This window comes from Streptomyces sp. NPDC059255 (assembly GCF_042752355.1).
Taxonomy (GTDB): Bacteria; Actinomycetota; Actinomycetes; order Streptomycetales; family Streptomycetaceae; genus Streptomyces.
Genome location: NZ_JBHYZP010000004.1, coordinates 108,543 through 121,275, shown reverse-complemented (window position 1 = coordinate 121,275; position 12,733 = coordinate 108,543). Strand labels below are relative to the sequence as shown.

Here is a 12,733-nt window from a genome sequence, read left to right as displayed (position 1 = left end):
CACTCGCCAATCAGTCGCCCCCTATAGGTCCGCGGGTCCTCGCCCCTGCCCGCCCGCAGGCCTGCCGGCCCGCCCGCGCCCGGCCTCCCGGCCGTGTGCATGCCTGCCCGTGCGCATGCCTGCCCGTCCGTACGTCCCCCGTCCGTACGTCCGCAGTCTGTACGTCCGCCGTCCGCGCATCCGGCCGTCCGGCCCGCCGGCTCAGTCCGCCCGCGGCGGTGCCGTCGACGCCCGCGCCATCAGCTCCGCCGAGATCGTGGCGATCCCGCCCGGCGGCGGTGTCTCCGTGCCCATCGCCAGTCGGCCCGCCCGCGCGCCCGCCTCGTACAGCGGCAGCCGTACGGTCGTCAGCGCCGGGGTGGCGTCCACCGAGAACGGCAGGTCGTCGAAGCCCGCCACCGAGATGTCCTCCGGGATCCGCAGCCCCCGCTCGCGCACCGCCGCGCACGCGCCCAGCGCCACCGTGTCGTTCGCCGCGACCACCGCCGTGAGGTCCGGCGCGCGCCGCAGCAGTTCCAGCGTCGCCTCGTACCCCGACCGGCGGGTGTACGGGCCGTGCACCGTCAGCGGATCCGGCTCCCCGCCGGCGCTCCCCGCGCCGTCGGCGCCGTCCCACGCCCCCGCGGCCGCCAGCGCCGCCCGGTGTCCCTCCAGCCGGTGCCGGGTCGTCGTGCGCTCCATCGGTCCGGCGACGTAGCCGATCCTCCGGTGCCCCAGCGCCAGCAGGTGTTCCGTCAGCCGTCGTCCGCCGCCCCGGTTGTCGAAGGCCAGCGAGGCGACGGCCGCGTCGCTGCCCGGCAGCGGTGGCCGTCCGCACAGCACCACCCGGGTCCCCGCGTCCACGAGTTTCGCCAGTTTCGTGGTCATCGCGGCGATGTGGTCGGGGTCTTCGAGCGCCCCGCCGGTGAGCACGACCGCGGCGGCGCGCTGGCGCTGGAGCAGGGTCAGATAGGTCAGTTCGCGCTCAGGTGATCCACCCGTGTTGCAGACGACGGCCAGCTTCTCGCCGCCCGCGCGCCCGGTCCCCTCCTGCCCGCCGATCTCGGTCTGCGCCGCCCCCGCCATGATCCCGAAGAACGGGTCCGCGATGTCGTTGACGAGGATGCCCACCAGATCCGAGGTGGCGGCGGCGAGAGAGCTGGCGGGGCCGTTCAGCACGTAGTCCAGGTCGTCGACAGCCCGCAGCACCCGCTCCCGAGTGGCGGCGGCGACCGGGTAGTTGCCGTTCAGTACGCGCGAGACGGTGGCGGGTGACACCCGGGCGCGCGCCGCCACATCCGCCAGGGTGACTGTCATCGCATTCCTCCGAGGGGTACGGGTGAGTTGGAGCGGTGATGGGGCCGGGCTCTTGTCCCGACCGCTGTCGCAGGCTAGCTTCTTACCGGATAGAAAGCGCTTGCTACAGCCAGCGGCCATACGGTCCATCGCTCGCGACGGCTGCCACGGCCATATGGAGGGAACTTCGTGACACGCAGGACAGTGCGGATCGCCATGAACGGCGTCACCGGGCGGATGGGATACCGACAGCACCTGCTGCGCTCCATCCTCGCCCTCCGTGAACAGGGCGGACTCGACCTCGGGGGCGGCGAGACGCTGTGGCCCGAGCCCGTCCTCATCGGCCGCCGGGAACACGCCCTCAAGGAGATCGCCGAACGGCACGGCCTCACGGAGTGGTCGACCGATCTCGACGCCGTCCTGGAGGACGACACGATCGACATCTACTTCGACGCCCAGGTCACCTCCGCCCGCGTGGAGGCCATCAAGAACGCGATCGACGCGGGCAAGCACATCTACACCGAGAAGCCGACCGCGACGGACCTCGAAGGCGCCATGGCGCTGGCCCGGCTGGCCCGCACCGCCGGGATCAAGCACGGCGTCGTCCAGGACAAGATCTTCCTGCCGGGCCTGCTCAAGCTGAAGCGCCTCATCGACGGCGGGTTCTTCGGCGAGATCCTCTCCGTCAGGGGAGAGTTCGGCTACTGGGTCTTCGAGGGCGACTGGCAGGACGCCCAGCGCCCCTCCTGGAACTACCGCGCCGAGGACGGCGGTGGCATCACCGTCGACATGTTCCCCCACTGGGAGTACGTCCTGCACGAGCTGTTCGGGCGCGTGGCCAGCGTCCAGGCACACATCACCACGCACATCCCGCAGCGCTGGGACGAGCACGGCAAGCCGTACGCCGCGACAGCCGACGACGCCGCGTACGGCATCTTCGAGCTGGACAGTGGTGCCGTCGCCCAGATCAACTCCTCCTGGACCGTCCGCGTCAACCGCGACGAACTCGTCGAGTTCCAGGTCGACGGGACCCACGGCTCGGCCGTCGCCGGGCTGCGCCGGTGCCGGATCCAGCACCGCAGCGCCACCCCCAAGCCGGTCTGGAACCCCGACCTCCCCGCCACCGAGTCCTTCCGCGACCAGTGGCAGGAAGTACCGGACAACGGGGAGTTCGACAACGGATTCAAGGCACAGTGGGAGCTGTTCCTGCGCCACGTCGTTCTCGACGAGCCGTACCACTGGGACCTCCTCGCGGGCGCGCGCGGCGTGCAACTCGCCGAACTGGGGCTCCGTTCCTCGGCCGAGGGTCGTCGCTTCGACGTACCGGAGCTGACGCTGTGACCCTCCGGCTCCCTTCCCCGGGGGGCGGAACGCGCCCCTATACGCCACGTTCGGAACCGGCCGCCTTCGTAGTGGCCGGTACGGAGGGTGGGACCGCCCTCGCCTCCCGCAGGGTCTTCTCCGCCGCCCATGTCGTCGCGGACCCGTACGCGGACGTCAGCCCCGACGGTCCCGCGGCCGTCGACTGGGACGCCACCCTCGCCTTCCGCCGCCACCTGTGGTCGCACGGTCTCGGGGTCGCCGAGGCCATGGACACCGCGCAGCGCGGCATGGGGCTGGACTGGGCGGGCGCGGCCGAGCTGATCCGCCGCTCCGCCGCCGAGGCGCAGGCGACCGGCGGCCGGATCGCGTGCGGCGTGGGCACCGACCAGCTCGCGCCGGGCCCCCGTTCGCTGGCGGAGGTCAGGGCCGCGTACGAGGAGCAGTTGACGCTCGTCGAGGACACCGGCTCACAGGCCATCCTGATGGCGTCCCGCGCCCTCGCCGCCGCCGCGACCACCCCCGACGACTACCTGGACCTCTACGCCCACCTGCTGCGTCAGGCGTCGGAACCGGTCGTACTGCACTGGCTCGGGCCGATGTTCGACCCCGCTCTGGACGGCTACTGGGGCAGCGCCGATCTGGACGCGGCCACCGAGACCTTCCTCCAGGTCATCTCCGATCACCCCGACAAGGTCGACGGCATCAAGATCTCCCTGCTGGACGCCGAGCGCGAGATCGAGCTGCGCCGCCGGCTGCCGAAGGGCGTGCGCTGCTACACGGGGGACGACTTCAACTACCCCGAGCTGATCGCGGGCGACGACCAGGGCTTCAGCCACGCGCTGCTCGGCATTTTCGATCCGCTGGGGCCGCTGGCGGCGGCGGCCGTACGGGTCCTGGACACCGGCGACACGAAGGGGTTCCGGGAACTCCTCGACCCCACTGTCGAGCTGTCCCGTCACCTTTTCCGGACGCCCACCCGCTTCTACAAGACCGGTGTGGTGTTTCTCGCGTGGCTGGCCGGCCACCAGGACCACTTCACGATGGTCGGCGGCCTCCAGTCGGCGCGCTCGCTGCCGCACCTCGCGCGGGCGTACGAACTCGCCGACGGGCTCGGGCTCTTCCCGGACCCCGCGGTGGCCGAGGCCAGGATGAAATCCCTGCTCGGCGTGGGCGGAGTGGAACAGTGAGCGGACCGTTGAACACATCCCCTCCAGGCGATCTGACACGCTTCAGCATCAACCAGATGACGGTCAGGCAGCTCGGCCTGCCCGAGCTGACCGAGACCTGTGTACGGCTCGGGGTGCCGGGCGTGGGGCTGTGGCGCGAGCCCGTCCAGGCGTACGGGACCGAGGCCGCGGCCAAGCTCGTACGGGACGCCGGGCTCGTGGTCACCACGCTCTGCCGGGGCGGATTCCTCACCGCGATCGATCCGGCCCGGCGGGCGGAGGCGCTGGCCGACAACCGCGCCGCCGTCGACGAGGCGGCGGTCCTGGGCACGGACACGCTGGTGCTGGTCTCCGGCGGCCTCCCCGAGGGCAGCAAGGACCTCCACGGGGCGCGGGAGCGCATCGCGGAGGCGCTGGGGGAGCTGGCGCCGTACGCGGCGGAGCGCGGGGTCAGACTGGCCATCGAGCCGCTGCACCCGATGTTCGCCTCCGACCGCTGTGTGGTCTCCACCCTCGACCAGGCGCTCGACCTGGCGGAACGGTTCCCCGCCGACCAGGTCGGGGTGGCCGTGGACACGTACCACATCTGGTGGGACGACCGGGCCCCCGCGGCGGTCGTCCGTGCCGCGGAGCGCATCTTCACCTTCCAGCTCGCCGACTGGACGACACCGCTTCCGGCCGGGGTGCTGAACGGGCGCGGCCAGCTCGGTGACGGCGCGATCAACCTGCGCGCCTGGCGTGAACGGGTCGACGCGGCGGGCTACTCGGGCCCGATCGAGGTGGAGTTGTTCAACGACGACCTCTGGCAGCGGGACGGCGTCGAACTCCTCACGGAGGTCGCGGAGCGGTATGTGCGGCACGCGCTGTAGAAAAAAATAACTCTGCGGAACCGTGCAACCCTTCCGGGGTGACGTGAGTCGTATACGTCAACAGGGCTTTCGGGGGATGGATCCGGGGGGATGTGGAAGCCCTGTTGGAGGGGGAGCGCGTGGGGCCCGGTCCGTCGGACCGGGCCCCTTGTAGAGCGTGGCGGTACGCGCCGGCCGGCCCGCCGTGGCCCGTGGCGCGGCGTCAGTTGTCCACAGGCCGGCCCCGCTGTCCGAGCCCGGCGGTAGCGTCGGATCATGTCCAGTCCCGCAGTGCTCGAAGCCGTGCTCGAACGGATCACGTACGCGAACGAGGAGAACGGCTACACGGTCGCCCGCGTCGACACCGGCCGCGGCGGCGATCTCCTCACCGTGGTCGGTTCGCTGCTCGGCGCGCAGCCGGGCGAGTCGCTGCGGATGGAGGGCCGCTGGGCCTCGCACCCCCAGTACGGCAAGCAGTTCATGTGCGACAACTACACGACGGTCCTGCCGGCCACGATCCAGGGCATCCGCCGCTATCTCGGCTCCGGTCTCATCAAGGGGATCGGCCCCGTCTTCGCCGACCGGATCGTCGAGCACTTCGGCCTGGAGACGCTGGACATCATCGAGACGGAGCCCAAGCGGCTCGTCGAGGTCCCCGGCCTCGGCCCCAAGCGGACGAAGTCGATCGCGGCGGCCTGGGAGGAGCAGAAGGCCATCAAGGAGGTCATGGTCTTCCTGCAGGGGGTCGGCGTGTCGACCTCGATCGCCGTCCGCATCTACAAGAAGTACGCGGACGCGTCGATCTCCGTCGTCAGGAACGAGCCATACCGCCTGGCGGCCGACGTGTGGGGGATCGGCTTCCTGACGGCCGACCGGATCGCCCAGGCCGTCGGGATCCCGCACGACAGCCCGGAGCGCGTCAAGGCGGGCATCCAGTACGCGCTGTCGCAATCCACCGACCAGGGGCACTGCTTCCTCCCCGAGGACCAGCTCATCTCGGACGCGGTGAAGCTGCTCACGGTCGACACGGGCCTGGTCATCGAATGCCTCGCCGAACTGGCCGCCGAGGACGAGGGGGTCGTACGGGAACGGGTGCCGGGGCCCGAGGGCGGGGAGGAGGAGATCAACGCGGTCTATCTGGTGCCCTTCCACCGCGCGGAGCTGTCGCTCTCCGCCCAGGTGCTGCGGCTGCTGCGGACGGGCGAGGACCGGATGCCGGCCTTCCGGGACGTGGCCTGGGACAAGGCGCTCGCCTGGCTGGCCGGGCGTACGGGAGCGGAGCTGGCGCCCGAGCAGCAGCAGGCGGTCCGGCTCGCGCTCACGGAGAAGGTCGCCGTGCTGACGGGCGGACCGGGGTGCGGAAAGTCCTTCACGGTCCGCTCGATCGTGGAGCTGGCGCGGGCCAAGAAGGCGAAGGTGGTGCTGGCGGCGCCCACCGGGCGGGCGGCCAAACGGCTGGCCGAGCTGACCGGGGCCGAGGCGTCCACGGTCCACCGGCTGCTGGAGCTGCGGCCGGGCGGGGACGCGGCGTACGACAGGGACCGACCGCTGGACGCCGATCTGGTGGTGGTCGACGAGGCGTCGATGCTGGATCTGCTGCTCGCGAACAAGCTGGTCAAGGCGGTGGCGCCGGGGGCGCACCTGCTGCTGGTCGGGGATGTGGACCAGCTGCCGTCGGTCGGCGCGGGCGAGGTGCTGCGTGATCTGCTGGCCGAGAGCGGGCCCGTACCGAGCGTCCGGCTCACGCGCATCTTCCGGCAGGCGCAGCAGTCGGGGGTGGTCACCAACGCCCACCGGATCAACTCCGGGAAGCACCCCGTCACGGAGGGGCTGTCCGACTTCTTCCTCTTCGTGGAGGACGAGACGGAGGACGCGGGGCGGCTGACGGTCGACGTGGCGGCGCGCCGGATCCCCGCGAAGTTCGGCCTCGATCCGCGGCGCGACATCCAGGTCCTGGCGCCGATGCACCGCGGCCCGGCCGGCGCGGGCACGCTCAACGGGCTGCTCCAGCAGGCCATCACGCCCGGCCGGCCCGACGTGCCGGAGAAGCGCCTGGGCGGCCGGGTCTTCCGCGTCGGCGACAAGGTCACCCAGATCCGCAACAACTACGAGAAGGGGGAGAACGGGGTCTTCAACGGCACGGTCGGCGTGGTCACCTCGCTCAACCAGGAGGAACAGCGGCTGACGGTGCTGACGGACGAGGACGAGGAGGTGCCGTACGACTTCGACGAGCTGGACGAGCTGGCGCACGCGTACGCCGTGACGATCCACCGCTCCCAGGGCAGCGAGTACCCGGCCGTGGTCATTCCGGTCACCATGGGGGCCTGGATGATGCTCCAGCGGAATCTCCTGTACACGGCGGTGACCCGGGCCAAGAAGCTGGTCGTCCTGGTCGGCTCCCGCAAGGCCATAGGCCAGGCGGTCCGAACGGTCTCGGCGGGCAGACGCTGCACCGCCCTCGCCCACCGGCTGACGGTGCGCGGCTGAGTGTGCCGGGCCCGTAGAGGGTACGCGGGCACGGAGCACCGAGGGCGCGGACTTTCGAAACCGGGGCCAAGCGGGCAGGATGAACAGGTTGGCGGCACTGAGTGCCGCCAATAGGCCCAATGGTCGACCCCGAGTGCACTCTCCTGAGCCAAATGGGGGATGGTAGAGACAGTCAGGGCACCTCGAAGAAGAGGCACTACGTCGGTGAGGGATGACGTGAGCGAGAAACGCGACAACGCGGTAGTACTGCGGTACGGCGACGGCGAGTACACCTACCCGGTGATCGACAGCACCGTCGGCGATACGGGCTTCGACATCGGGAAGCTTCGTTCTCAGACCGGTCTGGTGACCCTGGACAGCGGCTACGGCAACACCGCCGCCTACAAGTCCGCGATCACCTATCTCGACGGCGAACAGGGCATTCTGCGGTACCGCGGTTACCCGATCGAGCAGCTGGCCGAGCGCTCCAGCTTTGTCGAGGTGGCCTACCTGCTGATCAACGGCGAGCTGCCGACGGTCGACGAGCTGGCCTCCTTCAAGAACGAGATCACCCAGCACACGCTCCTGCACGAGGACGTCAAGCGGTTCTACGACGGTTTCCCGCGTGACGCCCACCCGATGGCGATGCTGTCGTCCGTGGTCAGCGCGCTCTCGACCTTCTACCAGGACAGCCACAACCCGTTCGACGAGAAGCAGCGCCACCTCTCGACGATCCGCCTCCTCGCCAAGCTGCCGACCATCGCGGCGTACGCGTACAAGAAGTCGATCGGGCACCCCTTCGTCTACCCGCGCAACGACCTCGGGTACGTCGAGAACTTCCTGCGCATGACCTTCTCGGTCCCGGCGCAGGAGTACGAGCTCGACCCCGTCGTGGTCGCCGCGCTCGACAAGCTGCTGATCCTGCACGCCGACCACGAGCAGAACTGTTCGACCTCCACCGTGCGGCTGGTCGGCTCGTCGCAGGCGAACATGTTCGCCTCGATCTCGGCCGGCATCAGCGCCCTGTGGGGCCCGCTGCACGGTGGCGCCAACCAGTCGGTGCTGGAGATGCTGGAGGGCATCCAGGCGTCCGGCGGCGACGTCGACACCTTCATCCGCAAGGTGAAGAACAAGGAAGACGGCGTGAAGCTCATGGGCTTCGGGCACCGCGTCTACAAGAACTTCGACCCCCGGGCGAAGATCATCAAGGCGGCGGCGCACGACGTCCTCTCGGCGCTCGGCAAGTCCGACGAGCTGCTGGACATCGCGCTCAAGCTGGAGGAGCACGCGCTGGCCGACGACTACTTCGTCGAGCGCAAGCTTTACCCGAACGTGGACTTCTACACGGGTCTGATCTACCGGGCCATGGGCTTCCCGACCGAGATGTTCACCGTGCTCTTCGCGCTCGGCCGGCTTCCCGGCTGGATCGCCCAGTGGCACGAGATGATCAAGGAGCCCGGTTCGCGCATCGGCCGTCCGCGGCAGATCTACACCGGAGAGGTCCTGCGCGACTTCGTCCCGGTCGAGGGCCGCTGACAGCGGATTTCCCAGCGCCGGCGGCGTACAGCGCGCCGGAGTCGTGCAGCCGGAGTCGTACAGAGCGAAAAGCGCCCCGCCGCCGATCCCCCCACGGGTCGGCGAACGGGGCGCTTTCCATATCCCCGGTGCGGATTCCCCCCACGGGATCCGGGCCGGGCGTCTGACGTAACCACCAACGGCTACTCGGGCGGTCGGACCGGGGTACGTACGGGAGGGCCGCTCAAAGCTCCCCGGTGCACGTGCCCCGGCCAATCGCTAGCACGCGACGTCCCCCAAGACATCCCATGCGATCCCGTCGAACGTCCCCCAAGACGTTCTTCCGGCATCGTCCTCTTAGACTCGCGAGCAGGCCTGATGGTTACCCCATAATCTATGTGATCTAGATCTCTTTGTGAAGGTCCTGTGGTTCATGTGAAGGGCCTTGGGTGCAAAGAGCTCGCGACCACATAAATGGAGGGTACGCCCAGTCCGGGGTCGGGGTGCGGCCGGATCAGAGCCGACCGGTCAATTCGTATCCCGCCTCGTCGACCGCGGCGCGTACGGCGGCCTCGTCCAGCGGTGCCTGGGACACCACGGTGACCTCTCCCGTGGCGGCCGTGGCCTGTACGGAGGTGACGCCCTCGATCCCGGAGATCTCGCCGGCGACGGCGCCCTCGCAGTGCCCGCAGGTCATGCCGGTGACCTGGTAGACGGTGGTGACCTGGCTCTTCGTCTCAGCGGTCATGACGTTCTCCTCTTCGGGGCTCGGGTGTGGCGGTCCATGGCGGGCCGGGGGTACGTGGGTGCGTACTCCCCGACCCGTCCTTGAACTGTACCCCTAGGGGGTATGAAAACGAACCCTCGGGCCCGCCGGGCCGCTCAGTGCGCGGATGCCGGAGCGTCCGCGCGGCAGGCGAGCCCCGAGCCCTCGGCGAGCGGTTCCAGGTAGCGGAAGAGGACCCGCTTCAGCTCGGTCGTGTACGCGTCCCGCTCGGCGGGGTCGGCAGTCATGATCAGGATCAGGCCCGCCTTGAACACGGTGAAGAGCATTTGAGCGACCCGGTCGGTGTCGGTCTTCGGCGTGTCGGGGAGGTAGGCGCCGAGGATGTCCTCCACGCGGGTGAGCATCGACGAGTGCAGCGCGTCGTGCTCCTGGGTGACCTGGCCGGGGATGTCAGGGCCGTGCATCAGGACCGCGAAGGCCGGATTCTCCCGGTTGAACTGGATCAGCGGGTCGATGACGGCGTCCAGCAGCCGGTCGAGCGGCAGGGCCAGGTGGGTCGGCGTCAGTGCCTGGCCGTAGGTCTCGCGCCAGCGCGTCAGGAGCTGGTCGCCCAGCTCGACGGCGATGGCCTCCTTGTTCGGGAAGAACTGGTAGAGCGTGCCGGGCGACACGCCCGCCTCCCGGGCGATGGAGTTGGTGCTCGCCGCGGTGTAGCCGTTCGCGCAGAAGACGCTGGCCGCCGCGTCGAGGAGCTGGGCGATACGGCGCTCTCCGCGGGCCTGTCGGCGGCGCGGTCGGACCGGCCCGGAGGTCGGGTCCTGGGTCGGCTCCGGCATGACGATCCACAGCCTTCCTGGCTCGGTTGACAAACACGAGCGGCGACTCGCATTCTTGGTCAATGCGAGCGAGGACTCGTGTTTGCCAAGTCTATGGCAACGGCTGACCCGTGCCACGGGTCACGGTGAAGGGGACACCGCACCATGTCCGAAGTCAACACTGGTCCGCGCCCGGGGGGCTGGACCCGGTTCGTCACCGCGCGACCGCGGCTCTCGCTGCTGATCGCGCTGGTGATCACGGCCCTCGCCGTCGTCGCGGGCAGCGGTGTCGCCGACCGGATGAGCAACGGGGGCTGGGAGGACCCGGGCGCGGAGTCCACATACGCGACCAAGGCGCTGGAGCGGGAGTTCCCCGCCTCCCAGCCCAATCTCCTGCTCCTGGTCGACAGCGGGAGCCGGAGCGTCGACGACCCGGCCGTGGCCGCGGAGGCCAAGCGGCTCACCGACCGCCTCGCGGCCGAGAAGGGAATCATCGGGGTCGGCTCCTACTGGCGGACCGAATCGCCCGCGCTGCGCTCCGCAGACGGCAGGGAAGCACTGATCGCGGCGCGGATCGAGGGGGACGAGACGGCCGCCTTCAAGGTCCTGGACCGCATCACCCCGGAATTCCGCGGTGAGCAGGGGACGCTGAAGGTCTCCGTCGGCGGCCCCGTCGCCGTGCGGAGCGAGATGCAGAGCACCATCCAGGAGGATCTGCTGCGGGCCGAGCTGATCGCCCTGCCGGTGACACTCGTCCTGCTCGTCATGGTCTTCGGCAGCGCGGTCGCCGCCATGCTCCCGCTCGGCCTGGGCGTCGTCGCCATTCTGGGGACCAACGCCCTGCTGCGCGGCCTCACGGAGCTCACCGAAGTCTCGATCTTCGCCCAGAACCTCACCACGGCCCTCGGGCTCGGACTGGCCATCGACTACGCCCTGTTCATCGTCCGCAGATTCCGCGAGGAGCTGGCGGACGGCGCCGAGGTGCGGGACGCCGTGGGCACCACGCTGCGGACCGCCGGCCGCACGGTGCTGTTCTCGGCGCTGACCGTGGCCGTGTCCCTGGCCGCCATGATGGTCTTCCCGCAGCCCTTCCTGCGCTCCTTCGCCTACGCGGGCATCGCGGTCGTCCTACTGGCCGCCGCCGCGGCCCTTGTCCTGCTGCCCGCCGCCCTGATGCTGCTGGGGCACCGGGTCAACGCACTGGACCTGCGGAAGCTGCTGCGCCGCGGGCGCGGCGGACCAGGGGAGGGAAAGACCGGAACGGGTGAGGAGAAGACCGAGAAGACCGGAGAAGCCAAGGAGCCGGGGGCCGGTTGGGGACGTATGGCCGCGCTGGTGATGCGGCGGGCCCCGTTCTTCGCCATCGCCACGGCGGCGGGACTGATCGTGCTCGGGCTGCCCTTCCTGGGAGCCAAATTCGGTACCGCCGACCATCGTCAGCTGCCGCCGGGTGCCGACTCCCGCGTGGTCCAGGAGGAGATACAGCGCGCCTTCCCCGGTAGCCCCGGCGGCGGCCTGGAGGTGCTGGCGGAGGGCGCCGCCACCCCCGCCGAGTACGCCGACTACCGCACCCGGATAGCCGCCCTGCCCGGCGTGACACGGGTCGACGGACCGGTGCCCGGCCCCTCCGGCGAACACGCGTACTTCGCGGTGGCGCTCAAGGGTGAAGCGGTGGGGGAGGGGGCACAGGGGCTCGTGCGGGACATCCGTGCCGAACCGGCCGCGTTCGACACCTCGGTGACCGGCACCGCCGCCGTCCTGGTCGACTCCAAGGACGCCATAGCCGAGCAGCTGCCCTGGGCCCTGGTCATCATCGTCCTGGTCACCCTGCTCCTGGTCTTCCTGCTCACCGGCAGTGTGCTGATACCGGTGCAGGCGGTCGTGCTCAACGCCCTCAGCCTCACGGCGATGTTCGGGGCGACGGTCTGGATCTTCCAGGACGGCCACCTGTCGGGGCTGCTCGGCTTCACCGCCACCGGGGACATGGAGACCACCCTGCCGGTGCTGATGTTCTGTGTCGCCTTCGGGCTCTCCATGGACTACGGAGTCTTCCTGCTCTCCCGGATCAAGGAGGAGTACGACCGCGGCGGAGACCATGAGCACGCCGTCTCGTTCGGCCTGCGCCGGACCGGCGGACTGATCACCGCCGCCGCAGTGATCCTCGCGGTCGTCATGGTGGCGATAGGCACCTCGCGGGTCGCCAACACCAAGATGCTGGGCCTCGGTCTCGCGCTCGCCGTACTGATGGACGCGATGGTCGTACGCAGCCTGCTGGTGCCCGCGGTGATGAAGCTGACCGGAAAGGCCACCTGGTGGGCCCCGGGGCCGCTGCGCCGCTTCCACGAGCGGTTCGGGCTGAGCGAGGGCGAGTCGCGGCCGGCCGCCGGAGGACCGGCGGAGCCCCCGGTCCGCGACCGGGACCAGGACCGGGACACGGCGGGCGTCTGAGCCGCTGGGAGAGGTATCCGGACCCAGGCCCCTCGCCCGGACCCGGCCACCTCGCCCGGACCCGGCCACCTCGCCCGGCCCCGGGCCCTCGTCCGGACCTCGCCCCCTCGCCCGGGTTGGGGGGGGGTCACCGGGGCGGGGTACGACCCC

General features: G+C 70.3%; 9 protein-coding genes. 6 read left to right on the top strand and 3 right to left on the bottom strand.

What is annotated here, in order from left to right:
• Positions 1–201: 201 nt before the first annotated feature.
• Positions 202–1,296 carry a LacI family DNA-binding transcriptional regulator gene (locus tag ACFXKG_RS07770; protein ID WP_384834003.1) on the bottom strand — a complete coding sequence of 365 codons (1,095 nt, stop codon included), beginning with the start codon at positions 1,294–1,296 and terminating at the stop codon, positions 202–204.
• A gap of 168 nt (positions 1,297–1,464) precedes the next feature.
• Between ACFXKG_RS07770 and ACFXKG_RS07765 the strand changes: the two genes are divergently transcribed.
• From ACFXKG_RS07765 to ACFXKG_RS07745, 5 genes are all read left to right on the top strand, one after another.
• On the top strand, positions 1,465–2,616 hold the full coding sequence (locus ACFXKG_RS07765; protein ID WP_384834000.1) for a Gfo/Idh/MocA family protein: 1,152 nt from the start codon (positions 1,465–1,467) through the stop codon (positions 2,614–2,616).
• On the top strand, positions 2,613–3,785 hold the full coding sequence (locus ACFXKG_RS07760) for a dihydrodipicolinate synthase family protein (protein WP_384833997.1): 1,173 nt from the start codon (positions 2,613–2,615) through the stop codon (positions 3,783–3,785). The genes ACFXKG_RS07765 and ACFXKG_RS07760 overlap by 4 nt, the downstream gene beginning before the upstream one ends.
• Before the next feature lie 56 nt (positions 3,786–3,841).
• Positions 3,842–4,633: a sugar phosphate isomerase/epimerase family protein gene (locus ACFXKG_RS07755; protein ID WP_384833994.1), complete on the top strand. Its 792-nt coding sequence runs from the start codon at positions 3,842–3,844 to the stop codon at positions 4,631–4,633.
• A 255-nt stretch (positions 4,634–4,888) separates the two neighbouring features.
• Positions 4,889–7,099 (top strand): ATP-dependent RecD-like DNA helicase, encoded by a 2,211-nt coding sequence (locus tag ACFXKG_RS07750; RefSeq protein ID WP_384833991.1) that lies wholly within the window; start codon positions 4,889–4,891, stop codon positions 7,097–7,099.
• Positions 7,100–7,315: 216 nt separating this feature from the next.
• Positions 7,316–8,614, top strand: coding sequence for a citrate synthase (locus tag ACFXKG_RS07745; RefSeq protein WP_382887675.1), 1,299 nt, complete (start codon positions 7,316–7,318; stop codon positions 8,612–8,614).
• 493 nt (positions 8,615–9,107) lie between these two features.
• Here the strand turns inward: ACFXKG_RS07745 and ACFXKG_RS07740 are convergent, their stop codons facing one another.
• Positions 9,108–9,341, bottom strand: coding sequence for a heavy-metal-associated domain-containing protein (locus tag ACFXKG_RS07740; RefSeq protein WP_384833987.1), 234 nt, complete (start codon positions 9,339–9,341; stop codon positions 9,108–9,110).
• Between the two features lie 134 nt (positions 9,342–9,475).
• The gene (locus ACFXKG_RS07735; RefSeq protein WP_384833984.1) at positions 9,476–10,156 is read right to left on the bottom strand and encodes a TetR family transcriptional regulator; all 681 of its coding nucleotides are present in this window, start codon (positions 10,154–10,156) and stop codon (positions 9,476–9,478) included.
• A 144-nt stretch (positions 10,157–10,300) separates the two neighbouring features.
• Between ACFXKG_RS07735 and ACFXKG_RS07730 the strand changes: the two genes are divergently transcribed.
• Positions 10,301–12,583 carry an MMPL family transporter gene (locus ACFXKG_RS07730; RefSeq protein WP_384833981.1) on the top strand — a complete coding sequence of 761 codons (2,283 nt, stop codon included), beginning with the start codon at positions 10,301–10,303 and terminating at the stop codon, positions 12,581–12,583.
• Positions 12,584–12,733: the final 150 nt, after the last annotated feature.